General features: G+C 55.0%; 23 protein-coding genes and 2 pseudogenes. 10 read left to right on the forward strand and 15 right to left on the reverse strand.

Going from position 1 to position 24,543, the window contains the following annotated elements:
• Positions 1-6: 6 nt before the first annotated feature.
• Positions 7-711, reverse strand: a pseudogene (locus tag ED661_RS22180) (hypothetical protein); the annotation flags it as partial.
• An 82-nt stretch (positions 712-793) separates the two neighbouring features.
• Positions 794-1,633: a DMT family transporter gene (locus ED661_RS06115; protein WP_122073033.1), complete on the reverse strand. Its 840-nt coding sequence runs from the start codon at positions 1,631-1,633 to the stop codon at positions 794-796.
• Positions 1,634-1,766: 133 nt separating this feature from the next.
• Between ED661_RS06115 and ED661_RS06120 the strand changes: the two genes are divergently transcribed.
• On the forward strand, positions 1,767-2,195 hold the full coding sequence (locus ED661_RS06120; protein ID WP_122073034.1) for a group II truncated hemoglobin: 429 nt from the start codon (positions 1,767-1,769) through the stop codon (positions 2,193-2,195).
• Positions 2,196-2,262: 67 nt separating this feature from the next.
• Here the strand turns inward: ED661_RS06120 and glnT are convergent, their stop codons facing one another.
• From glnT to ED661_RS06150, 6 genes are all read right to left on the reverse strand, one after another.
• Positions 2,263-3,591, reverse strand: coding sequence for a type III glutamate--ammonia ligase (glnT, locus tag ED661_RS06125; protein WP_122073035.1), 1,329 nt, complete (start codon positions 3,589-3,591; stop codon positions 2,263-2,265).
• An 81-nt stretch (positions 3,592-3,672) separates the two neighbouring features.
• Positions 3,673-5,010 (reverse strand): FMN-binding glutamate synthase family protein, encoded by a 1,338-nt coding sequence (locus ED661_RS06130; RefSeq protein WP_122073356.1) that lies wholly within the window; start codon positions 5,008-5,010, stop codon positions 3,673-3,675.
• A gap of 10 nt (positions 5,011-5,020) precedes the next feature.
• Positions 5,021-5,698 carry a protein GlxC gene (locus ED661_RS06135; protein ID WP_122073036.1) on the reverse strand — a complete coding sequence of 226 codons (678 nt, stop codon included), beginning with the start codon at positions 5,696-5,698 and terminating at the stop codon, positions 5,021-5,023.
• A gap of 1 nt (position 5,699) precedes the next feature.
• Positions 5,700-6,629 carry a glutamine amidotransferase family protein gene (locus ED661_RS06140; RefSeq protein ID WP_122073037.1) on the reverse strand — a complete coding sequence of 310 codons (930 nt, stop codon included), beginning with the start codon at positions 6,627-6,629 and terminating at the stop codon, positions 5,700-5,702.
• 146 nt (positions 6,630-6,775) lie between these two features.
• Positions 6,776-6,991, reverse strand: a complete 216-nt coding sequence (locus ED661_RS06145; protein WP_122073038.1) for a hypothetical protein — start codon at positions 6,989-6,991, stop codon at positions 6,776-6,778.
• A gap of 12 nt (positions 6,992-7,003) precedes the next feature.
• Positions 7,004-8,377, reverse strand: a complete 1,374-nt coding sequence (locus tag ED661_RS06150) for an ammonium transporter (RefSeq protein ID WP_122073039.1) — start codon at positions 8,375-8,377, stop codon at positions 7,004-7,006.
• A gap of 366 nt (positions 8,378-8,743) precedes the next feature.
• Here ED661_RS06150 and ED661_RS06155 point away from each other — a divergent pair, with 366 nt between their 5' ends.
• The 4 genes from ED661_RS06155 (at position 8,744) to ED661_RS06170 (ending at position 12,595) form a co-directional block, all read left to right on the forward strand.
• Entirely contained in the window at positions 8,744-9,889 is a 1,146-nt protein-coding gene (locus ED661_RS06155) for an aminomethyltransferase family protein (protein ID WP_122073040.1), read from the forward strand.
• Positions 9,890-9,958: 69 nt separating this feature from the next.
• Positions 9,959-10,555 (forward strand): dimethylamine monooxygenase subunit DmmA family protein, encoded by a 597-nt coding sequence (locus tag ED661_RS06160; protein ID WP_122073041.1) that lies wholly within the window; start codon positions 9,959-9,961, stop codon positions 10,553-10,555.
• Complete coding sequence (locus ED661_RS06165) at positions 10,552-11,514, forward strand: PDR/VanB family oxidoreductase (RefSeq protein WP_122073042.1); 963 nt, start codon at positions 10,552-10,554, stop codon at positions 11,512-11,514. Before ED661_RS06160 ends, ED661_RS06165 begins: the two co-directional genes overlap by 4 nt.
• A gap of 13 nt (positions 11,515-11,527) precedes the next feature.
• Complete coding sequence (locus ED661_RS06170; RefSeq protein WP_122073043.1) at positions 11,528-12,595, forward strand: DUF3445 domain-containing protein; 1,068 nt, start codon at positions 11,528-11,530, stop codon at positions 12,593-12,595.
• Between the two features lie 356 nt (positions 12,596-12,951).
• Here ED661_RS06170 and ED661_RS06175 read toward each other — a convergent pair whose 3' ends face one another.
• Together ED661_RS06175 and ED661_RS06180 are read right to left on the reverse strand one after the other, a co-directional pair.
• The gene (locus ED661_RS06175; protein WP_122073044.1) at positions 12,952-13,602 is read right to left on the reverse strand and encodes an XRE family transcriptional regulator; all 651 of its coding nucleotides are present in this window, start codon (positions 13,600-13,602) and stop codon (positions 12,952-12,954) included.
• Positions 13,603-13,895: 293 nt separating this feature from the next.
• Positions 13,896-14,352: pseudogene (locus ED661_RS06180) on the reverse strand (transposase); the annotation flags it as partial.
• Positions 14,353-15,769: 1,417 nt separating this feature from the next.
• On the opposite strand from ED661_RS06180, the gene ED661_RS06190 reads away from it, so the two are divergent.
• From ED661_RS06190 to ED661_RS06205, 4 genes are all read left to right on the forward strand, one after another.
• On the forward strand, positions 15,770-16,156 hold the full coding sequence (locus ED661_RS06190) for a hypothetical protein (RefSeq protein ID WP_253279955.1): 387 nt from the start codon (positions 15,770-15,772) through the stop codon (positions 16,154-16,156).
• A gap of 65 nt (positions 16,157-16,221) precedes the next feature.
• Positions 16,222-16,695: a hypothetical protein gene (locus tag ED661_RS06195; protein ID WP_083464440.1), complete on the forward strand. Its 474-nt coding sequence runs from the start codon at positions 16,222-16,224 to the stop codon at positions 16,693-16,695.
• Positions 16,696-16,697: 2 nt separating this feature from the next.
• Complete coding sequence (sigJ, locus tag ED661_RS06200; protein ID WP_253279956.1) at positions 16,698-17,567, forward strand: RNA polymerase sigma factor SigJ; 870 nt, start codon at positions 16,698-16,700, stop codon at positions 17,565-17,567.
• A gap of 40 nt (positions 17,568-17,607) precedes the next feature.
• Entirely contained in the window at positions 17,608-18,315 is a 708-nt protein-coding gene (locus ED661_RS06205; RefSeq protein ID WP_122073046.1) for a molybdopterin-dependent oxidoreductase, read from the forward strand.
• 509 nt (positions 18,316-18,824) lie between these two features.
• Here ED661_RS06205 and ED661_RS06210 read toward each other — a convergent pair.
• The 5 genes from ED661_RS06210 to ED661_RS06230 form a co-directional block, all read right to left on the reverse strand.
• The gene (locus ED661_RS06210; protein WP_083464437.1) at positions 18,825-19,370 is read right to left on the reverse strand and encodes a YbhB/YbcL family Raf kinase inhibitor-like protein; all 546 of its coding nucleotides are present in this window, start codon (positions 19,368-19,370) and stop codon (positions 18,825-18,827) included.
• A 140-nt stretch (positions 19,371-19,510) separates the two neighbouring features.
• The gene (locus ED661_RS06215; RefSeq protein ID WP_054463662.1) at positions 19,511-20,338 is read right to left on the reverse strand and encodes a CoA ester lyase; all 828 of its coding nucleotides are present in this window, start codon (positions 20,336-20,338) and stop codon (positions 19,511-19,513) included.
• A complete protein-coding gene (locus tag ED661_RS06220; protein ID WP_054463663.1) occupies positions 20,338-21,513 on the reverse strand; it encodes a CaiB/BaiF CoA-transferase family protein in 1,176 nt (391 codons plus the stop codon). Before ED661_RS06220 ends, ED661_RS06215 begins: the two co-directional genes overlap by 1 nt.
• Positions 21,513-22,664: an acyl-CoA dehydrogenase family protein gene (locus ED661_RS06225; protein WP_054463664.1), complete on the reverse strand. Its 1,152-nt coding sequence runs from the start codon at positions 22,662-22,664 to the stop codon at positions 21,513-21,515. Before ED661_RS06225 ends, ED661_RS06220 begins: the two co-directional genes overlap by 1 nt.
• Positions 22,665-22,673: 9 nt before the next feature.
• On the reverse strand, positions 22,674-23,522 hold the full coding sequence (locus tag ED661_RS06230) for a MaoC family dehydratase N-terminal domain-containing protein (RefSeq protein WP_122073047.1): 849 nt from the start codon (positions 23,520-23,522) through the stop codon (positions 22,674-22,676).
• A gap of 101 nt (positions 23,523-23,623) precedes the next feature.
• Here ED661_RS06230 and ED661_RS06235 point away from each other — a divergent pair, with 101 nt between their 5' ends.
• On the forward strand, positions 23,624-24,532 hold the full coding sequence (locus ED661_RS06235) for a LysR substrate-binding domain-containing protein (RefSeq protein WP_054463666.1): 909 nt from the start codon (positions 23,624-23,626) through the stop codon (positions 24,530-24,532).
• Positions 24,533-24,543 lie beyond the last annotated feature (11 nt).

The raw sequence follows: 24,543 nt of genomic DNA on the forward strand, positions 1-24,543 counted from the left end.
GTCGACAACGTGAACCTGATCACATCCTGACGCCTGCCAAGCCAAGTCCAGCGTGTCAGTCACGTCTTCGCCCTCATGTTTGTGCAGAGTTTTCACTCTCTCAGGACATTGCTGCGCAATACCCTGCCGGGCAGAGGAGCTGATGTAGCGACTGTAATCGTCGAGGAATGAGACCCTGTCCGCCATCAGTCCGAGGACACTGGACGAAGGCTGAGATAGAACCAGCCCCACCCCAGAATCTTGATGTAGGTAAAGTCGGTCTGCCAGAGTTGATTGATGGCAATGGTTTTGTCTTTGAACTCGCTTGCTGCCTTGACCATAAGGAAGGCCGGGCTAGTGATCAAGTCATGCGCTTTCAGAACCCAATACACCGAAGCTTCTGATACAAAGTCACTTTCTGTATCCATGAACGTCACTGCGAGTTCACGCGGCGACAGCTCTGTTTCCTTCAATGCCAGCTTCACGACTCTGCGCTGCACCTAGTCACGGTTGAGGCTTCAGACATCCTTTGGCTTGGAAGCTTAATCCTCAGGGCCAGCCTCGCCACGCTGCAGATACCGATCATATCCCCTTGACCGGCAGGGCATCAAAGATGCCCGAGAGGGGACGGTAGAATGTGGTGCGAGGAATGCCGAGTTTGGCCAGTGTCAGGCCTGCTGACATACAGCTTTCTTCAACCGACCTGATGATCTCCAGCTTCTCAAAAGCAGGAGATGGCTAAAGCGGCTAGGACAGTCTCGGGGTTAACCGGCACCAAAAAACAGCCTGCCCAAATATCAGCCGGTCCCAGATATCAGAGCGCCAACGCACCAATACCACCAAAGGCCAGCATACAGCCCAGCCATTGTAGCGCCGTCATCCGTTCGCGCAGGATCATCCAAGCCAGCACCACGGTGAGCATCCCAAAAACAGAAGAAGACACAGCCGCGTACTCTGCATGCGGCATCCCGCCAGCCTTCAGAACATTTTGCAACGCCATGCCATCCAACACCCCCATGGTGACCAACAGGGGGAGTGCGCGCCAGCCTGGCCACACCAAGTTTCGGGTCAGCGCCATCAAGCACAACAACCCGATCAGTGCCGTAATTCGGGTGGCCAGATTTGCCTGTGGCGCTCCAAACTCTGCCGCGTATTGACCCAGAGCGAAGGTAGAGGCAAACCCCGCAGCCCCCAGCAAAGACAGGGCAACTGTTGCTTTCCAAGCCCCTGTTACGCCAGTTTCCTGAGGTCGGCCCGCAGCAGCGCCAACGCCCAGAACAATCACGACAACCGCCAGCCACTGCCAGGATGAGACCTCAACCCCGCGCCAGATCGCAAAACCCACCGACAGTACGGGGTAGCTGGCAACAAGTGGTGCCACCAATGCCACGGGCCCACGCCGGAACGCGGCATAAAGCGCCAGATCCGCAATCAAGAAACTCCCCCCTGCTGCAATGGCATAGCCCAGAGCCTGACTAGGCAGGGCCAGTTCTGCTCCGGACAGGCTGATCCCAGCCAGTTGAAACACAGTTCCCACAGCCAGAACCACCATCAAGGAGCCCATAAGCGGCACTGAATCCTTCAGGTAGCGCACCGAAAAATCATGCAAGCCCCAACATAGGGCCGCAATGAGACCCAAGCCCAGCGCGCTCAAGCGGTGTGCTCCTGTGTCAGGGGTATTGCCGTCATTACAACCTCATGAGTGTTGCGAAGAGAACCAACTCCGCACTACTGTTGTTAAATATATATTCCCACCAGGCAACCCAGAAACCCACTAGGATCCATCTATGACTTCGCCCCGAATCTCACCTCTGGATCAAATCGGTGGAGAGGATAAGCTGCGGCAGGTGGTCGAGCGGTTTTATGACCTGATGGAAACCGATCCCGCCGCTGAAACCTTGCATCGTTTGCATTTTCGCGGCCATGGACTGGACCATACGCGGCAGGCTCAGTTTGAATTCCTTTGTGGATTTCTTGGTGGTCGCAGTTACTACAAAGAACGCCTTGGTCAAATGAACCTGCGTGAGATCCATGGCCATATTCCCATTCGTGAGGCTGATGCCGAACTCTGGTTGACTCTCTTTGACAGCGCACTGGCCGATTGCAACATCGGTGGTCCAGCCCTGAACACTTGGCGGGCGGCTTTGCGTCGCGCAGCGTTCTCTTTGGTCAACGATGTATCCGATTGGCGACTGGACAGCCCGACAAGGAAATGATCGCCACATAATGAAAAATGCCCCGACCACAGAGGGCCGGAGCAGTGAGGGGGTGTAAAATCTCGGACTAGATATCCAGAGTGTTCTCGCGTTCCCAGCGACTGAAGTGGCTGACAAATGAATTCCACTCCTGGTGCTTCATCTTCAGATAGGCGTTCGAGAACTCTTCGCCCATCATCGCCTTCAGCTCACTGTCTTGATCATACTGGCGCAAAGCATCCAGCATGTTCAGCGGCAGCTTGGGCGCATCGGTGATCGACTGACCCTCTGCATACATATCAATGTCGTGGCGCTGGCCAGGATCCGCCTTGGAGCGAATGCCCGATAGCCCTGCGGCAATGATCACCGCTTGCAGCAAATAGGGGTTTGTCGCCCCATCTGGCAGCCGCAATTCAAACCGGCCCGGCCCCGGTACACGCACCATGTGGGTCCGATTGTTACCGGTCCAGGTCACCGTATTGGGGGCCCAGGTCGCTCCAGAAATCGTCCGTGGCGCGTTGATCCGCTTGTAGCTGTTCACCGTTGGGTTGGTGATCGCTGCCAGCGCACTGGCGTGCTTCATGATGCCGCCAAGGAAGTGTTTTCCACGCTCACCAAGCCCAACTTCACCGGTCTGGCCTTCGCCGTCCCCGGCAAAGACATTGACCCGCGAATCCGCACCAGGTGCGTCCCAGACCGAGATATGCGCATGGCAGCCATTGCCGGTTAGCCCCTCGATGGGTTTGGGCATAAAGGTGGCGCGGAAACCGTGTTTTTCCGCCACCGATTTGGTCATGAATTTAAAAAAGGAATGTTTGTCGGCGGTCTGCAGGGCATCGTCAAATTCCCAGTTCATCTCAAACTGGCCATTCGCATCCTCATGATCGTTTTGATACGGCCCCCAACCCAGATCGAGCATGTAGTCGCAAATCTCGCGTACGACCTCGTAACGACGCATCACCGCCTGTTGGTCATAACAGGGTTTCACTGCAGTATCGAAAGGGTCACTGATCTCGGTGCCCTCAGGCGTCAGCAAAAAGAACTCAGCCTCGATGCCGGTCTTTACATGCATACCCTCGGCGGCGGCCTCATCAATCAAGCGACGCAACACATTGCGCGGCGCCTGGGCCACATCCTGACCTTCCATCACGCAATTGCCAGCCACCCAGGCCACTTCGGGCTTCCAGGGCAGTTGGATCACCGATGAAGGATCCGGCACCGCCAGCATATCGGGATGCGCCGGGGTCATATCCAACCAGGTGGCAAAACCGGCAAAGCCCGCACCATCTTCCTGCATGCCTGCGATGGCCTGTGCCGGCACCAGCTTGGCTCTTTGTCCACCGAACAGATCGGTGAACGATATCATGAAATACTTGACGCCTTTTTCTTTGGCGAAAGCAGCCAGATCTACCGTCATGGTCTGATTTCCCTTCCCTGTTGTCTTGTTTTCAAAAGAAAAGGCGCAGCCCGTGTTGTGCTGCGCCTGTCATCATTTCACTCAGAAACCACCTTTTCCGGGGTACCATTCGGTGCCCGCCAAAGGCACCTGCGCCATGGCAGCGGCTTCCATTGTCAGCGCACAAAGATCCTCGGGTTCAAGGTTGTGCAGATGGTTGTGACCGCAGGCACGGGCAATGGTCTGGGCCTCTAGCGTCATCACGTTTAGATAGTTGCGCAAGCGTCGCCCGGCCTCGACCGGATCAAGCCGGGCCGCCAACTCCGGATCCTGGGTGGTAATGCCCGCTGGGTCCAGCCCTTCGTGCCAATCATCATAGGCTCCAGTTGTGGTGCCCAGTTTCTGATACTCGGACTCCCATTTGGGATCATTGTCACCAATCGCCACCATGGCCGCAGTACCGATCGAGACTGCGTCGGCTCCCAGTGCCAGGGCCTTGGCCACATCCGCGCCGGTGCGAATACCACCCGAGATCACCAGCTGTACCTTACGGTGCATACCCAGGTCCTGCAGCGCTTTCACCGCCGGGCGAATACAGGCAAGCGTCGGCTGGCCCACATGTTCGATGAACACGTCCTGTGTCGCAGCCGTGCCGCCCTGCATCCCATCCAGAACCACAACATCGGCCCCAGCCTTGATCGCCAGCGTGGTATCAAAATAGGGCCGCGCACCTGCGATTTTTACATAGATCGGCACGCGGCCATTGGTAATCTCGCGCAGTTCCAGAATTTTGATCTCCAGATCATCCGGGCCGGTCCAATCCGGGTGCCGACAAGAGGAGCGCTGATCAATGCCTTTTGGCAGGGTACGCATTTCGGCCACCCGGTCCGAGATCTTCTGCCCCAGAAGCATACCGCCGCCACCGGGTTTGGCGCCCTGCCCCACCACGATCTCAATTGCATCGGCCTTGCGCAGATCATTGGGGTTCATACCATAGCGCGAAGGCAGATATTGATAGACCAACTGTTTGGAGTGGCCGCGCTCTTCCGGGGTCATGCCGCCATCACCCGTGGTCGTCGAGGTGCCTGCCAATGAAGCGCCACGTCCCAGCGCTTCCTTGGCCGGGCCGGACAGAGCGCCAAAGCTCATCCCAGCGATGGTGATCGGGATGTCCAGTTTGATCGGGTTCTTGGCAAAGCGGGTGCCCAATAGCACGCTGGTGTCGCATTTCTCGCGATACCCTTCTAATGGGTAACGCGACACCGAAGCGCCAAGGAACAATAGATCATCAAAATGCGGTACCTTACGTTTGGCACCGCCGCCGCGAATGTCATAAATTCCGGTTGCCGCAGCCCGACGGATCTCGGCATTGATCTCGTTGGTGAATGTCGCCGACTGGATCGGCATCGTGCGAGGAATGTTGTGAGTATCGTCTGTCATGTCCATTCCCTCAGTAGGCGTTGTCGATGTTGAAATTATAAAGCCCACGGGCTGAACCGTAGCGTTTGAACTCTTCTGGTTTGGCGTCACAGCCACCACGGATCAGCAGCTCAGACAGCAATTCCAGATGTTCGGGTCGCATTTCCTTTTCAACGCAATCCGCTCCCAAGGACTTGACCGAGCCGCGTACAAACAGTCGTGCTTCATAGAGGGAATCCCCCAGTGCGTCGCCCGCGTCACCGCAGACCACAAGATTGCCGGACTGCGCCATAAAGGCGGACATATGGCCGATGTTGCCATGCACAATGATGTCGATACCCTTCATGGAGATACCACAACGTGAGGAGGCATTGCCCTTGATCACCAAGGTGCCGCCATGGCCAGTGGCCCCGGCATATTGCGAAGCATCACCTTCGACTACGACCATGCCGCTCATCATGTTTTCTGCAGCGCCAGGGCCGACAGAGCCATGCACATGCACGGTCGCCTGCTGGTTCATTCCGGCGCAATAATAGCCGGTAGAGCCTTTGACGTTGACCTCAATCGGTGCGTCCAACCCCACGGCAATCGCGTGACTGCCCTTTGGGTTTATCACTTCCCAATGGGTCTGATTGGTGTTTTCTGCCTGGCTGTGCAGGGTCGAGTTGAGGGCGCGCAGGCCCTCAGCTTCCAGATCAAATACCTGCATCTCAGGCTGCCTTCTCGTGAGTGGTCGGAGCGCTGTCATGGCTCCAGAAATAGACCGTTGCAGGCTCAGGCTCCCAAACCCGGGCCTCTTCGATCCCCGGCAGATTCACCAGAGCACGGTATTCCGAACCAAAGGCAACGTATTGATCGGTTTCCGCCATCACCGCAGGTTTGCAAGCAATCGGATCACGCACCACGCCAAAGCCATCCTTGGTGCCGACCACAAAGGTGAAGAACCCGTCCAGATCATCCAGGCTGGCCTCAAGCGCCTGGCCCAGGCTGGCGCCTTCGCGCATTTTCCAGGTCAGATAGGCCGCACCGACTTCGGTGTCGTTTTCAGTCTGGATATGCACCCCTTCGCGGCGCAGCTTGCGACGCAACGAGTTGTGGTTCGACAAAGAGCCATTGTGCACCAGGCACTGGTCGGATCCAGTATTAAACGGATGCGCGCCCATGGTGGTTACCGCTGATTCAGTTGCCATCCGGGTGTGGCCAATGCCGTGGGTGCCCGTCATGCTGCTCAGCGCAAAACGTTCCGCAACAGAACGTGGCAGACCGACTTCTTTGTAGATCTCAAGGCTTTCACCCTGACTCATGACCCTCACAGTGGGCCGGAGCTCAGCCAAGGCTGCGCGTGCCGCATCCAATTCAGCTGCGGGAACATCCAGTACAGCATGTGTATCTACCACCGAGATGGCAACCTCGCCCTGCAAGGCTGCAGTCAAATCGCTTGCCAGCGTGGCAAAATCGGCCTCAGGCGTTGCAGATTGAACTGTCAGCTTGACTGTTCCGTCTTCGCCCGAACCGTAGATGGCAATACCGGCACTGTCTGGTCCCCGGTCTGTCATGGTGATCAACATATCCGTCAGCATCGCGCCCAGCTGTGGCGCCAGTGACTGGTCTTTGAGGAATAATCCTACAATCCCGCACATGGATAATGGCCCTCCGTCAGGTTGTTTCGTTGAGTCGAGGCTAGCACCAACGCAAAGCCGTTACAATAATTTTAGGAAAGTATTTTTCCCCATAAGAAAGGCGCGACTACTGAGTAGCCGCGCCCCACTATCGCTGATGTTTTAGCTCAGTATCGTTCGAGCTGAGCGTGAACCTTATCCGGATCTCCGGTACGTTTGGCCTCCTCCAGATGTTTGCCTTCGCGGACAAATTGTATCCGGTGCCAGATGATCCAAAAGGCAATCCCGACCAGCGCCATCAGAAACTCTGAGCCCTGCAAGGGATAGATCGGGCCGACTTCCGCCAGATCCACCGCCCAGCTTTCAATTCCTATCGTTGACATGTCGCTGTCTCCTCACTCTGCTGGGGTTACTTTGGCGGCCAGATGGGCCTTATCTGCTTCGATGATTTCGGCCTTTGCGTCCTCGTAAGCATGGTGTTCCGCGTAATCGAGACCCATCAGTTCAACCTCTTCTGGGATCCGCAGCACACCTGCGCGCGCTTGTAGTTTGGCTACGCACCAGGCCGGGAGGAACCCTAAACCGAAGAACATGATCACCGCACCCAGGGTCTGGCCAAGTGGGTTTACGGCGGCATAGCCCTCAAACGGAGACGATGGTGCGCCCCAAAGGACAAACCCCGAGATGATCAGGCCAACAACACCAGCATATCCATGCACCGCAACAGCCCCGACTGCATCGTCCAGCTTGAATCGGCGTTCGACCCAGTAGTGCAGGTTGTAGACGATCACGACCCCGACAGCTGCGACCAGCATCGCCTGAATCGGGTGATACAGATCGTTGCCCGCAGAGGCGGTAATGACACCAGCCAATCCACCTGAGAAGGTCCAGAAAGCATCGCCTTTGGAGACCACATAGGCCGCCATCAATCCACCAGACAGCGACATCAGGAAGTTAAATGTGATGGCCGAAAGCGAGGTTGGCGCCAGATAGATATTGGTCGCGGTCCATGTTGTGCCGGTAATCTGGCCACCAATGGCTTCGGGAGAAATGATCGGCACGTTACAGGCCGCATAAAAGCCCCAGAAACCAGTGTAGATCAAAAAGATCCCGATGGTCAGCATCCAGGGGTTGTGCGGAGGAATGTCGCGCGGTGTGCCGTCTTTGGCGAATTTGCCAATCCGTGGCCCCAGTACCATGATCACACCCAGCGCATAGCCACCAGCAATCGCGTGGATCACCCCGGATGCATAGGCGTCGTGATAGCCCAAATATTTCACCATCCAGCCTGCATAGTGCCAGCCCCAGGCTGCATCAATGATCCACCAGACCGAACCGATCAGCACCGCATGCACCCAGAGCGCTGAGGAGCGGATACGCTCGATCACCGAACCAGACACGATCGACGCCGCGGTCCAAGAGAACAACAGGAAGGCCGCCCAGAACACTCCGGTGATTCGGTCACTCAGGTTTGGCCCCATGGTTTCAGACCATGGCAGATTCGCGTTACCCATTTCGTGGTTCAAGCCTCCAAAGAATGGAAAATCTGGGAAGGCCCAGTAGATCCACCACCCGAAGAAGTAGAAGGTCACGGTAACCAGAGGGATAACCATGACATTTTTCATCAGCGTATGCATGTGGTTGCGTCGCCGACTGGCGCCAACTTCATACATGCAAAATCCAACGTGAATTAGGAACATAAAGACAATTGTCACCCAGTAGTAAAACTCGGTGAACACTGTCGTAAGTGCATTTAGATTACCGTCCACGGCATCCTCTCCCCACTAGTTTCGTCTATTATTTTATCTCTCTGGTCACGCTTCAAACTTTCCCTTCAGGAAACAGTTTGCACTATGGGGATACGCGCAAAGGGCTTCTGTCAACATTTTTGTGAGCCATTATCCGTGCCGCATTTGCACAATGAAGCGGCGGAAATCTGTCCAAATCCTCCGAAAACGTGGGCGCAAACCTCAACCAAATATGCACTTTATCGCAAATGCTACCCTGCAGAAATTGCCGACTCAGCCTCCAATTTTTCCTGTTAGGAAAAATTACTGCACAAGAGTATTGATTTTACCGTCAATCTCGGCCTCAATATCGACAACAAGCAAAAAGACATCAGGGAGACGTGAGCTATGGCCATTCTGTGGAGAAGGTCCGCCTTGGCGCAGCGCCATGCGGAAATTGGCGGCGAGCTGGAAGACTGGAATGGTATGGGAACCGCTTGGTTCTACGATAACACGCCGGAACGCGCCAAAGCCGACTACGAGGCCATTCGCACCAAGGCAGGATTGATGGATGTCTCCGGCCTAAAAAAGGTTCACTTGGTCGGTGAACATGCGGCGCAGGTGATTGATCGGGTCACCACCCGCAATGTCGACAAGATCATGCCAGGGCGCTCGACCTATGCCTCGATCCTGAATGAGCAGGGAAAATTCATCGATGACTGCATCATTTACCGGTTGTCAGTGAATACTTGGATGGTTGTGCACGGCACGGGTGCTGGCATGGAGCAGCTCTCGGCTGTGGCAGCATCAAAAAACTGCGCTGTAATCTTTGATGATGACCTGCACGACATGTCCCTGCAGGGGCCGGTTGCCGTGGATTTTCTGGCGGATCATGTGCCGGGGATTCGCGATCTGGCCTATTTTGGCATCCTGCAGACCAAACTTTTTGGCAGACCCGTGATGATCTCGCGTACCGGCTATACAGGGGAGCGCGGTTACGAGATCTTCTGTCAGGCCCAAGACGCGGTGCACCTGTGGGACAGCATTCTGGCGGGCGGCAAAGACATGGGCATTCGCCCGGTTCAGTTCTCGACCCTCGATCTGCTGCGCACCGAAAGCTACCTGTTGTTTTACCCCGGCGACAACTCGGAAACCTACCCCTTTGATGATGGTCCCTGCGGCGACACTCTGTGGGAATTGGGGCTAGAGTTCACCGTTTCGCCCGGCAAAACCGGGTTTATCGGGGCGGAAAACCACTATGCCGCGAAAGGTAAGGAACGGTTCAAGATCTATGGCGTCGTGCTAGAAGGCACCACACCTGCAGATGAAGGCGCGGCCCTTTTGCAGAACGGCGAAAAGGTCGGCGTCGTGACCTTTGGCATGTATTCCGAGATCAACAACCACAACGTCGGCATTGCCCGTATGCCCGTTGCCTGCGCCACACCCGGCACCGAGCTGACGGTGCGCAATGGCGATGGCACTGAGATCGCAGCCAAGGCCGCCGAAATGCCGTTTTACGATCAGGATAAATCCATCCGCACCGCAAAAGGCTAACCCAGCTAGCAAAGGCGCGCGGGTTTGCCCATGCGCCTTTGCCCATGCGAGGCCCCACACGAGGACACAATGTCAAAGTTTGAATTCCCCCCCTCGATCCTAAGCCGCCCCATCTGGGGGCAGCTTGAGCCCCGCCCCGGCACGTATCACCTGATGATCGCTGATGCCGAAGGTGCCGAAGCAATCCTGGATGTCGCCACACCTGAATTGATGGCTCAATGCCACATCATCCACATCCCCAAGGGCACCGATTTTGCCGCAAGGCTGAGCAAACTCAATCCAGCGCAACTCTATGAAGGCCCCAGCTATGAAGCGGCACTGCCACGCATTCGGCGTGTCTTGGGTGATGGCCACATGGGGCTGCAGATCTATCTTGCGGGTACCGAGGGGCTGATGGGGCAAGCCATGGCGGAAGCCATGCGGGCCGGAATTCCGCACAGTGCAATCCAGACTGAACATCGCGGCTCCACCGGCCGCCGGATGCAATGTGTGCATTGCAAAGGCATCACGGAGGATGTGGAAACAGACCCCTTTGTCTGCAGCCATTGCGGTTTGAACCTGTTTGTGCGCGATCACTATTCCCGCCGCATCGCCGCCTATCAAGCCGTCTGCGTCGACGCCGAAGACCACGGCAACATTCCTGAACAAAAGGGGATCTACCAATGAGCGGTGCAGAAAAACTCCGCGTCCGGGTCAGCGAGATCACCCCCATCAACGCCCTGGTCACCCGCTTTCGGTTTGAACGCTGTGATGACAAGGAACTACCAACCTTCTCTGGCGGCGCCCACACCGTGGTCGAGATGCAGGATGATGGCGTCACCCGGCTCAATCCCTATTCGCTGATGTCGGACCCGTATGATCAGAGTTCATATACGATCTCGGTCAGGCGTGATGACACAGGGCGAGGAGGATCGCTGTTCATGCACCAACGGGTCAAGGCTGGTGATGAGATGACCATCAGCTATCCGGTCAATCTGTTCTCGCTGGATCTACGCGCCCGCAAACATCTGTTCATTGCAGGCGGTATTGGTATCACGCCTTTCCTGGCGCAAATCCATCAACTCGAGCGCTTCAATTCTCAGTGGGAACTGCACTACGCCTGCCGCGGTAAAAGCCTGGGCTCTTATGCGGATGAGCTGACCTCCCGCCACCCAAACCAGACCCATATCTATTTTGACGACCAATCCCAAACCATTGATCTGCCGCATCTGTTAGAGGGGCAGCCTCTGGGTACCCATGTCTATGTCTGCGGCCCCAAAGGAATGATCGACTGGGTGCGCAACACGGCATCAGCCCAAGGCTGGCCACAGGACAATATCCACTACGAAGAGTTCGTCTCGCCGCAACCGGGGAAACCCTTTGAAGTAAAACTGTCCGTGTCGAACAAGACCATCCAGGTCGGCGAACATGAAAGCCTGCTGGAGGCAATGGAACGCGAAGGCGTTGACGCACCCTACCTGTGCCGTGGCGGCGCCTGCGGCCAATGCGAAACAGCAGTGATTGGCTACGACGGAAAATTCATCCACCGCGACCATTGGCTAGAGCCGCAAGAGCACAAAAGCGGACAGAAAATAATGCCCTGCGTGTCCCGATTTGAGGGCAAGACCCTCGTGCTGGACCGCTGAGAGGAGGCAGAAGATGACCATTCAATTCAACGACGAAAGCTTTCGCGACGACTATAGCTTTCACAATTCTGAGCGTGCACTAAAGCGCTTTCCTTTCCCCTTCCACGAAGACAGTTACATGTACTCGGTCAATATGGAGCAACACCGGGGAGGACCCGCTGATTCAGTCTATGAGATGCGTTTCGACGTTGACGAACACTATGTGTCCGAGATGAAAGACCGCGCGATTGTGCTGGATCAGGATCCGCTGCGCTGCCAGTCCCTGCCCCATATGACGCTTGCCGGCTGGGATCTGCTGGAATTGATTATGGTGTCCAAATCCGAAGACTACCCGGATTTGTTTGAGCTTCACCGCGATGGCGATCACTGGCGCTGGATCAACAGGCCCTTGGGAATCGATGACAGCTTTACCTTTCTGGATGAAACCACCCTGCCCTATGGGCCGATGGAATATATCACCCGGCAGGCGCAGGGCGATTTTGCGGTTCTGGATCAACGCGATGACATGTTGTGGATGGATGCCGGCATGGTCACCACGCAGGCCGACTGGAGCCTGGACTTCGACATTGGCATGAACTTCTTTGAGTGGCACGCGCCAGTTCCCAAAGCCCATGAAATGGGCATCTTTGTTCGCGCCCTCAAATTTCTGCTGAACATTCAGCAAGGTGCACCCGCGCGACGGTTAAATTGGACCATGACAGTCAATCCCCTGCTGGATACCAGCCCGGAAAACTATCACAAATGGGGGATCCAGAAGACCACTCTGACGCCGGAAAACATCGGCCGCAAACAGCACCTCCGCGTCGAGCTGCAGACCTTTTACAGGCTGCCGCGCTCAAATGCGCTGGTGTTCCCGATCCGCTGCTATCTCTGCGCCTTTGAGGATCTTACCGCAGTGCCAAAATGGGGCCGCCGCCTGCACCGGGTGGTGCGGGACCTACCGGTTGAACTGGCCACCTACAAAGGCTTTATCGACAACCGCCCCTTGATGCTGGACTACCTCAGTCAGTTTGACGACGGGCTGCCCACCTCGTCGGGGATCTGGCCAGACCGCGAAAGCGAACCGCCACTGCAGAAATGATGCGACAAAAAAGACCCCGCTTCGCGCTGAGTTTTTTTCTTACATACGGGCAAGTAAGACCCAAGAATTCGCTACAACAACTGTCGATCCAACCATGAGGCAAGCCACACCAACAATTCGCAATAGCACTCTGTTGAACAGGTTTGACCGGCAGTAATATGAGGGCCACCGATTCTTGATCCGTTGATAGTATGGCCGACGCTCCAGCACCCAGTCTTCACGTGCGGCCCATCGCGTTGGGTCTGTCATGACATAAAAGATCAGACCTAAAACAGCAGCCACTCAGCCAAGCACGATTGGGAAAACGATATCCAGCATGGGAAGAGGCCTCAGAAAACTCGTGTCACTCCGAAACCTCAGGTATTCTGCGGATAACTGATCACTGACAGGTAGCGAGCTGGCAATTGTACCAGTTTCTCCGGACCATGCGGTGCATCCGCATCAAAGAACAGGGTGTCACCAGGTTTCAAAGGGTAGACCTCATCTCCATGGCGGTAATCCACTTGCCCCTCGAGCATATAGATCGTCTCAATTCCAGCGTGCTGAAAGGTCGGGAAGACATCGGATTCCTCGCTCAACGTGATCAAGTAGGGTTCGACAATAACCCCCGAAGCATTGGCGCCGATATGGCCCAGAAGATTATACTGATGGTTGGCACGGGTACCTTCGCGTTCCAGCTCCACGCCTTCCCCAGATTTGGTGTGCACCGCCTCACGACGCTCCTCAAAACGACGGAAAAAACTGGTCATAGGCACCGACAGGGCATTCGCAAGTGTTTGCAAGGTGGTCAATGAGGGCGAGGTATTGCCGTTCTCGATCTTGGACAACATGCCGATAGACAGGCCGGTAATTTGCGCCAAATCAGCCACGGTGATTTCCTTTTGCCGCCTAAACGCTCGAACTTCGCGGCCAATCGCCACCTCAAGCACCTTCTCTCGCTCTCCGTTGCGCAGGCTATGAGGATCTTGTTTTAGTAGAGAACGTCCCTCCGGATTTTGCTTGCCCAATTTGCATCCTTTCTGCCCATTACTTGCGCACCTTAGACTGTCTGAAACGCTCTGTGTACACAGATGATGCCAATAGAAAGTATATCAAAGCCAATAACTGGTGGGAAAATCCTTTGCTATGAAACAAAATGAATCTGGGATACCACACAGGTTGAGCAATAGAGGTTTTCTGGAGAATGGATGCCCCATTTTTCCAGGTGGGTTTGTCCCATAACCCTGGTGGCAAGTATGGGCTTTGTGGCTTTGTAGCGCAAATCGCGAGAGGGCCAGACTTCCCCTTACCCCGGACGGACTTATCCTACGGGCTCTGTGACAGGTATGCCGATTGCCGTGTAGCGGTTGAGCAATGAGACCTTTTCCGCCATTGGTCCGAGGACAATGGTCGAATGATGCGGATTTGGATCTCCGCAACCTGCGTTTCTAAGTCCCTTGCCATGAGCGATTGACCGAGAAGTTTCACACAATGCATCTTTGTTTCGACGCGGCTTCGGCGGTGGTACCCGGTCAATTTTCGCCACAGCGCCCGGCCCAGGTACTGTGATGCGCGCACAGCTTCGTTTCTGGCGATGGCACCAGCGCTCGTCGACCCCAGGGCTTGGCGTTTTTGCGCGGTGGAATGATGGCGTCAGCACCACGTACGGCAATCGCCTCGTGACATTTGCGGGTGTTAAAGGCCCCGTCCGCCGTGACTGATCCGAGCTTCTGGTCGGACGGGATTTGATCCAGCTGGTCTGGCAACATGGGCGCATCAAACCAGATTGCCAGCGATCCACGACGCTTCAATGCCGTGTTGTAGGTCGTCCAGTTCGTGGTCTTGTACTCCGCAGGTGTCCAACTGCTCATGGCCTCCAGCTATCATGCTGGATTTACGTCGTAAATCCTCTCAACCCATTTGCTCAACAAAGCCGGAGGGCTGCCTAGGAGGCGCTACGAAAGAGCCACAGAGTGGGCCTAGAGGGACCCCTAGAAGGCTTGGATCCCTGGACCCGAATTACGCTCATCCCACCACAGAGCCCCCTTAGAGAGCTTGATCGAGGCACATACTGGTGGGGGCATTACGAGGGGCATTCTGAACCACACCAGGTCAGAAGTCGCGTCTCTAGATCATGTTAGTAAGTACTGGCTGAGGTGGTAGGATTAAGGAGCCGCGATAAATCAATTAAAATCAATACAATGGATGAATTTTTGGGGTGCGCCGTTGATCAAAAAGTTGATGGATTGCGAAACATTGTCGATCCTCTTCCAATCAAGTCCTGCAACACATTAGATCACCAAGAAACGAGCTACTGCTTCGGGCCAAAAGGCGGTTAGGAACACCGGCAAACTCGATCGATAACAACACGAACAAGGCCCAGTTGACGACCCTGCGAAAATTCGAGAACGGCTGTGAGGCTGATTGCAACGACTGTTCGCAACCCAAAGAGGTCACCACACTGAGTGCCAAGCCATCCATGCCGCAATTGCGAGGTTTGAGAGTCAGTTGCCCGAATGCGGTCCACCCTGGCATTGGATTGCCACTGCTACAGTCAACACCAGCGACAGCTATGCGCAGAGAGGAACCTTTGCAAAGTCCGCCTTTCGGCCTGGGGACACAGACCTCGCCCGCTGCGGTGCCGCGTGAAAAGCGGTTGTTGATGCGAGGTGCAGCGATTTTCTAGGCTTGGACGGCAGGACTGCGGACTTTTCTGCCGTTCGTCTTCTTGCTAGTTTTGGACAAAGACTGACATTTAAAGAGATGCTATGTACAATAAAATTGAACTCGGAGCGGCTATTCAAAAACTCCTCTCGCATAAGATGTCGGAGGAAGACGAGAGCATTCATATCTCTGAAATGTCGGACAAAATCTTAGACCCTGAGTGGATGGACTACATTTTCCAAACTGACGAGTATTGCGACCATGAGGGTAATCTTGACGTCGAACGCGTCTGCGACAAGATACTCTCGTACAAACCAATTATGCTCTAATAAATCGATGCTGCTTTGGGCTCGAAGCCGCCGTTCTCTGCACTAGCTCACCAAATCGGTACTGAGGCAGGAGGTCAAGGTCGGCTGAGCGAACGAAGTGACAGTTCCATGTAAGTACGCCAAGGTTTGTTTTTTGCCCGAGTTCGTCACAAACTCGGCTTGCAGATCGTCATATCCCTGAACACTTACAGTCGGAGATGATATGCGAAAAACCGTTTTGATAGCTGTTGGAGGGCTTTCCCTTGTTACAGCTGCCTACATTTGGACCGCCACAAATCACTGGTACGACAGCATACCCGGTGTATCACTGACCGGTCCTCTCAATTTTCACTTTGCCAAGGACGTCGCGCTTGCCTACCTGGCCAGTGGTGCGGCGCTGGTTTGGGCGGGTGTAAAACATGACAGGTCAGCAGGCCTATGTGGCGCGTTATGGCTTGTGTTTCATGCAGTCTTTCACATCTGGATCTGGATACATCGCGGCAGCCCCATGGACGTCGTCGCCCTAACAAATCTGACCGGCATTCAGCTACCTGCCTTTCTGGCGATGTGGGCGGCCATCAGCGTTCCAACTGAGAGGGTAACAGCATGATACGCGCGTTGTTAAAAATAGGCGCCCAGCGGTTCGCGCAACGCTACAACTATGATACGGGTTTCATGTCGCATATTGTTGACACCTCTACGGCAGCGGGTCTGCGACTATCCACCCTGTCGCTCTACAGTCAGTTTCGCGGCCCAAAACAGGCCCGTGACGTCTGGGCCGGGGCGATGCTTGGATCGACGCAAGAAGGGGACTGTGGACCATGCGTGCAGTTGATCGTTGATATGGCGCTTGAAGCGCATGTCCCGGCAAAGCAGGTTGCCCTGTGCCTTGAAGGGAACGCCCATGGGGCAGGTGACGTAGGCCTTGGGTATAGGTTTGCGCAGGCCGCCATCGCCGATACGCCTGACCTGGCCGATCTGCGGGACGCGATTGAAACACGTTTTGGTGCAACCGCTCTGATTGCAGCTTCATTCGCAGCCTCTAGTGGGCGCATTTATCCGGTATTGAAACGCGGACTGGGGCATGGGCAAACCTGCCAAAGTGTTCAGATTGACAGCACGACAATACAGGTCCGGCAGCAGACATGAACATGGCCACAGACATATTTGAATTCGAGCGCTCAAAACTGATTTCCCTGTGCTATCGTATGATTGGCGAGCGCGCAGGCGCGGAGGACGCCGTGCAGGACACCTGGCTGAAATGGGCGGCAGCAGATACCAGCCAAATTGAAAACCCCTCAGCCTGGCTGCGTCGCGTCGCGACAAATATAGCCATCGACACATTGCGGTCTGCGCATCGCAAGCGCGAGGTCTATGTGGGCCCCTGGCTTCCTGAACCTCTTATTCAAATGGAGGTTCAGGAGCCAAACCATCAGTTTGAACTGGCGCAGGAATGTGAACTGGCCTTGCTCTGGGCCATGGAGCGCCTTACCGAGCGCGAGCGCGCAGCCTTCATTCTCAGAGAGGCCTTTGATGCCAGTTACTCTGAAATTGCGAACACGCTTGGCACAAGCGAGGCCGCCTGTCGCCAGCTGGTCAGCAGGTCCCAGAAGAAACTACAAAACTCTGGCCCCCGGTTCGATGCCACGCCAGAGGATGTTGCCGATTTGAGCCAGCGCTTTTTTATGGCGGTTATGTCGGAAGACTTTGATCAGGCGCTGTCGCTTCTTACCCCCAATTCTGTTGCGCTGTCAGATGGTGGGGCCAAGAGAAGAGCTGCGCGGCGCCCATTGGTGGGTGGCAGCGAAATCATACAGGTATTCCGTGCGCTGTATGAAAAGGCGAAGGCAGAACAGGGGTGGACGACCCAGTTGTCTATGGTGAATGCCAAGCCCGCTTTCCTGCGCAGACAGTTCGGCGTTTTGGATTCCATCACTACGCTTGCCCCGGACCAAAACGGCAAAATTGCATGGCTCTATATCATGAGAAACCCTGACAAACTGGGACAGGGAGCCCCATAGGCACCCCGTCAAAGGCAAATGTTTACAAGTGCTCTAATCGATGGATTTCACAGATATGAAAGCGATAACCGTGCTGCCCAAAGGACAATTTGATATCGGAGACATGCCAAGATTTGGCCTGTCCCAATTTGCAGACCGGTTTCCTGCCCAAACGCAGTGTCCGCAGCTTCAGGTTTCAGGGGACATGCGGCAGGAAATCACCATAGGGCCTGAGTTGTCAGAACTGCCCCAGACACAAGTTGTTGCCGATTTTCATTGCGTTACAACATGGAGCTCCCTGAACTTGAAATGGGAAGGGGTTCTATTCAAGGACGTTTTTGAACATTTCGTTCAGCCGCTTGGGATGCCAGACAAACAGGCGCGGTTTGTCATCCTCAGAGGACAAGACGGGGACAAAACCAGTCTGCCACTGGACGATCTGCTGAAAAGTAATGTGATCTTAGCCACCAGATTGAATGATGAACCCCTTTCAATGGCGCATGGCGCGCCCTTGCGCCTGGTTGCGCCGGATCACTATGGATACAAGAGTATCAAGTATTTGAACCGGATGTCCCTGCATGTTGAGAACCCCGGCTACAGGCCTTCTGGGTTCCGCTTTATGGAGCACCCCCGCGCGCGGGTTTCTTTTGAAGAACGGGGACAGTTCTTCCCGGGTTGGTTCTTGCGCTACTCCTATAGGCCGTTGATCAAGCCGACCGCCAAGTTGTTTGCGAATGCGGCTGAGCTTCACTCTGGAAAAAACAGGTGAACCGTAGTCGTGTTCTCCAGACCATTGCTACTTTTACTTACACAGGGTCCAGCTGGGGGCGTAGTTTTTATTGGCACTCAGCACTTCGGTCTCATTGCCGACATTGAGAGCAAGAAGCCGCGTTTGACCGCTTGAATGTCCGGTTCTGGGAAGTCGAGGCGCGATATGTGCATGTGCGGCAACGAGAGCCAACCTCGCTTCACATCGGTCACTTTGGGCTGACAGCAGTCATCCGCAACCTGGACGGATCGGCGCCAGCCGCGTAGCCCCTGCTACGTCGGCTATGCGCAGTAAGCGAGCTTTGCAAAGTGTGGCCCACTTCCCGACAGCGGACCTTCGTGCTCTGCGCGGCGAATTCGGGCTTGGAGCCCAATTTGTCTGATACCGCACTGAGTATGAACGACCGCTTCGGAATGCTTGATTCAATGTGTTGCGGACGGCAGCTCAATGGCGGGCGCGGATTCGACAATGAAACCTTTTCATCCCGCCTTTGCTTAGGCACGTAAAAATTAGCGCGTATAGACTGCGGTTAGCTCCGCCGTCGCGATGGTGTTGGCACCTGTCATGAAGCCAACAAGCGCAGCACTGGCGTTTTCATCTAGGCCGAGCGTCTTGACGCCCAATGCATGCACCTTGAACTGGTAGCGGTGAACTTCTCCAGCCGGGGGGCACGCACCGCCATAACCGGGCACACCAAAATCTGTGGAGATTTGAATCGTGCTTTCGGGCATGTCACCATCTGCGGAACCGGCACCTTGGGCCAGCGAGTTTATATTGGCAGGGATATTAAAAGCCACCCAATGCCACCAACCAGATCCTGTTGGCGCGTCTGGGTCATAAACCGTTAACGCCAGACTCTTGGTGCCTTCTGGAACACCGCTCCACTCGAGAGCAGGAGAAACGTTGCCTCCTTCACACCCGAACCCATTCAGGATGAATTGATTGTCCAACTCCTGCCCCTCGGCAATGTCGGGACTCGTCAGAACGAACCCACCTTCGGCCAATGCAGATGTTGAAAGTGTGGCACAAAGGCCTGCTGTTACTAGGAACTTCATATTTGATCTCCGTTAGAAGTGTTGATCGGCCGGATTGGCCATTTGAGTGGCAAGAAAAGACGCGTTTCACGCGTCAGGTCTTGTGCTCGGCGGGTAGGTCATGACCCGGACTTCTGGCAGGCGATTGAGTTTGAGGTCGCTCATGGTCGGTGACCTTGAAGGGCGACAAGGGTGCCCTGAGCCCGATCCAGCACAGGTTTATCCACCATTTTTCCGCGAAACAGGAAGCTTCCCTTCTGCTCTTCGGAAGCCAAGACAACGGCCTGCGCCCACTCCACTTCCGCCTCACTTGGGGCAAACGCAGCATGGACAACTGATGTTTGGCGCGGGTGTATGCACATCATGCCCCCCATGCCTGATGCACATGCGTGCTCTGTTGCGTTTTGAAGTCCGGTCGTGTCGTCCAAATTTGTGAACACGCCATCGATTGGTGGTGGCAGATCGCCCAGACGTGAGTTTGTCACCAACATAAAACGCGCTGCGTCCAAGGCCGTTTGCCCGCCGGGATGGTCCATTTCCAGACCAAGATCCAGAGATAGGTCAATCGTTCCCAAAAGAAGTCGGCCAAGGTCCGATAGGCTCACGATTTCTCTAAGATCAACAAGGCCTCGCACGGTTTCGATCAGGGGCCAGACTGGGTTTTCCAGTTTCTGGACAACTTTTGAACAACTCTCCGCATCCGCCTTGGGGAGTATTACGCCAGACAAGCTTGGATGGTTGGCTAAGGCTAAATCCGCTTCGAAAAATGTGCTCTCAATGCCATTAATCCGCACAAGAACTTTCTCAACCGTCACTTGATCAAGGAATTTTTTGGCGTGATGGCGCGCCTTCATCTTGGCCTCGGGCGCAACTGCATCTTCAAGATCAATGATAATTGCATGCGCACCGGATGCTGCCGCTTTTCCAAAACGCTCAGGGCGGTCGCCGGGAACAAATAGAAAACTGCGGGCAGATGTTAGATCAGTCATCAGATGACCTTTTCTTCAAGTAGTTTAGCAATGTCTTCTTTGGAGTATCCGATCTCGGCCAGTAGCGCGGACGAGTGCTCTCCCAGCGCGGGCACAGCATCCATGCGTGGTTCGGTCCCAATTCCCCCCGGAGGCAGAAGTGCCGGAACACGCCCGGCTGGAGTGTCAATTTCGCGCCAACGATTGCGGGCTTCGAACTGGACGTGGTTCCAGACGTCTGCCATCTCATTCATATTCGCATTGGCGATGCCCGCGCGATCCAGCCGCGCGATGACATTCTCGGTGGTCAAATCTGAAAAACTACCGGTGATAATCTCCGTCAGCACCACTTTGTTCTTGGCACGCAGGCTGTTTGACGAAAACTGCGGGTCGGCGGTCAGCTGTGGCTCTTCAAGCACAACATCGCAAAACGCTTTCCATTCGCGTTCGTTTTGCAGACCAAGAATAACCGTGCGCCCGTCACCAACGGTAAATGGCCCATAGGGAAAGATCGTTGCATGGCTGGCACCAGCACGTACCGGTGGCTCGGCACCTTCGTAGGAATAGTAGAGCGGGTAACCCATCCACTCGGTCATCGAATCAAGCATCGACAGGTCGACCTGACAGCCTTTGCCTGTTTGTCCGCGTTGCATAAGGGCCGCAAGAATATTGGTATAGGCATACATTCCCGCAGCAATGTCTGCGATCGAGATCCCTGCTTTGCTTGGGCTGTCCGGGGTGCCCGTCGTTGTAAGAAAACCCGCTTCTGACTGTATCAGAAGGTCATAGGCTTTGCGTTTCTCATCAGGGCCGCCCGTTCCATATCCGGAAATATTGCAAACGATAACACTGGGGTTTTCTTTCGACAGTTCTTCATACCCCAAGCCAAGCCGCGCGGCGGCCCCGGGTGCGAGGTTTTGCACAACGACGTCGGCCTCTGCTGCCAGCTTTTTCAAGATCGTAGCACCTTCAGCGTGTTTGACGTCCAGCGTCAGGCTTTCCTTGGAACGGTTGGTCCAGACGAAATGCGACGCCATCCCATTGACGCGGCTGTCATAATCCCGAGCAAAATCCCCAACACCGGGACGTTCGATTTTGATAACCCGCGCCCCCAGGTCCGCCAGTTGCCGCGTGGCAAAAGGCGCTGCAATCGCGTGTTCAAGGCTAACAACAGTAATTCCTTTAAGTGGCAGCATCAGAAAGACCTCGGCAGGCCGAGAACATGCTCAGCGACATAAGACAGGATGAGATTGGTTGAGATCGGCGCGACCTGATAAAGTCGCGTTTCGCGGAACTTTCGCTCGACGTCGTATTCGTCAGCGAATCCATATCCGCCATGAAACTGTAGGCACGCATTCGCCGCCTCCCAACTGGCCTTGGCGGCAAGATATTTCGCCATATTGGCTTCGGTGCCGCATGCTTGGCCCGCGTCGAAAAGCGCACACGCTTTGAACCGCATCAGGTTCGCGGCCTCCAATTCGATCTTGGCCTCGGCGATCGGGAACTGGACGCCTTGGTTTTGGCCAATGGGCCGTCCAAAGACTTCGCGTTCTTTGACGTAATTGGTCACCTTATCGATGAACCAATAGCCGTCACCAATACACTCCGCCGCAATCAACGTGCGCTCGGCATTGAGGCCATCCAGAATGTAGTGAAAGCCCATCCCCTCTTCACCGATCAGATTTTCGGTGGGAATTTCAAGATTGTCGAAGAACAGCTCGTTGGTCTCGTGATTGACCATGTTAGGAATGGGTTTAACCTCCAGCCCGTTGCCGATGGCATCCTTCAGATCCACAATGAAAATGGACATCCCAAGCGACTTTTTCTTGACCTGATCCAATGGCGTGGTCCGAGCCAACAGGATCATCAGATCGGAATGCTGCACACGGCTGATCCAGACCTTTTGGCCGTTAACCACATAGTGATACCCTTTGCGCACCGCTGTGGTCTTGATCTTGGTGGTGTCAGTTCCGGTTGTGGGTTCAGTGACTGCCATGGATTGCAGGCGCAGTTCGCCGCTTGAAATACGGGGTAGATAGCGTTGCTTCTGTTCCTCAGAACCGTGGCGCAGCAAAGTGCCCATATTATACATCTGGCCGTGGCAGGCACCGGAATTGCCACCCGCCCGGTTGATTTCTTCCATGATGATGCTGGCCTCGGTGAGGCCAAGCCCCGAGCCGCCGTAATCTTCCGGGATCATGGCCGCGAGCCAGCCCGCTTCGGTCAAAGCGTCGACAAATTCCTCCGGGTAGCCACGCTTTTCATCAATCTTGCGGTGGTATTCGGGCGGGTAGGTTGCGCATAGCGCTTGAACGGCATCACGGATATCTTGGTGATCAAAATCCACAGCTTGTCCTCACTCGATGATTGCTTTGGCGTTCATTGCCAATGTACCGTCTTTGCGCCGCGCCCAAAGTTGGAACGTTTTTCCATCTTGTTCGGCTGCGCCATGAACTGAGAATGTTTCATTGTCGAAAACCGTGGACACGGCACGGAATTCAAAACTACGAACGATTGCTTCGGGAGCTTCGCGACGCAACAAATCAAGAAGCAGCGTGGCAAGCAGCGGCCCATGCACAACAAGGCCCTGATATCCCTCGGACCCAACGCAGAACGGCTGGTCATAATGAATGCGATGGCCATTGAAGGTCAGCGCGGAATAGCGAAACAGAAGCACTGGGGAGGGATCAATATCGCGCGAGAAATCCCATTGCGCAGGCGCAGGTGGCGGCGTTTGTACGGGCGCGTCTGGGCGGGGCTCTTCACGATAAACGATGTCATGTTCTTCATCGATGCCGAGCATGTCGCCGTCAAACATTTGATGTCCAACGGTGACAAAAACCAGTTTCCCGGAACGGCCATCCTTGGTTTTTACAGATTTGATCGTTGAAACCTTTTTTAACTCACTGCCGATTGACAGCGGCGCGAGGAAATTCAGGCGACTTCCGGCCCACATGCGCCGCGGCAGTGGCACCGGAGGCAGGAAGCCTCCGAGTGCGGCATGGCCATCATACCCGACCTCTGACAGATTGAAGAGTTGAAGGAAATGCATCCAGTGCCAGAGCGGCGGCAGGGGTGTTCCGTCTGTATAATGCGGATCATCGCGATCCAGCGTTGCTGCAAGAGCGTTTGATGGAAAGGGAGCGATCCGCTCGACGTGGGATTCAGATTTGCCGATCCACTTTTCCAATTGCGCAATGTCCATCTTCGCCTCGCTTTCGTATCTCTGTGCCCATCTGTGTCAAATTCGTCGTATTCTGAAAATTCGCATTTCAGTAATGCGGCGTTCGTGGTAGGCGAATGCAGATGAATGTTGAATTTGTTGACCTCAGACTCTTTGTGAACGTGGCCGAATGCGGCAACCTCACGCGTGGTGCAGAGAGATCCTATCTTTCGCCGCCTTCTGCCAGTGCGCGGATGAAATCGCTGGAACTGGAAATTGGCCAACAGCTTTTCAATCGGGGCAACAAGGGGGTCACACTGACCCGGCCCGGAGAGCTGTTTCTGAAACAAGCGCGTCTGGTGCTGCGGCAGTTAGATTTCCTCAAGGATGAGATGTCTAACGCAGTGGATGGCCACATAAGACTGTACGCAAACACAACCGCCATAACCGAGTTTCTGCCTGAGCTGCTTGCGCAATTCCTATCTGAACGTCCTGGCGTGACGGTGGATCTTCAGGAACGGCTTACAAATGAAATCGTGCGATCTGTTGTCGATGGCACGGCGGATCTTGGTATCATTTCAGGCGATATTGAGGACCAAGGGCTGCAGGTCATACCGTTTTCGACGGATCGTCTTGTATTGGCAACGCCAAGCGATCACCCGCTTGCGCTCCGAAAACAGGTGCAATTTGCGAAAACACTGGAATTCGAACACATAAGTTTGCACGAGGGCAGTACATTGCTGGATTTTCTGCGTCGGCAGTTTCGGCGTAGTGGCTACGATCGCAGCCTGCGCATTCAAGTTCGAAGTTTCGAAGCCATGTGCCGGCTTGTCGAAGCGGGTGTCGGGATCGGGGTGGTGCCGGAAACTGCAGCCAAACGCCATGAGAAGACGATGGATATCGCCTTGCTCAACCTGTGCGATAATTGGGCAATCCGGACCAGATCGGTCTTGGTAAGAGACCGCGAAACTTTACCTCGTACGGCACTTGGCCTCATTGACCTGTTGGTTGATTCAAGCGCCGGAGGCAAGCGTCTAAAAGTAGATGGGTAATGGTGTCCTTT

This window comes from Pseudophaeobacter sp. EL27 (genome assembly GCF_900313025.1).
In the GTDB taxonomy this organism is placed as follows: domain Bacteria; phylum Pseudomonadota; class Alphaproteobacteria; order Rhodobacterales; family Rhodobacteraceae; genus Pseudophaeobacter.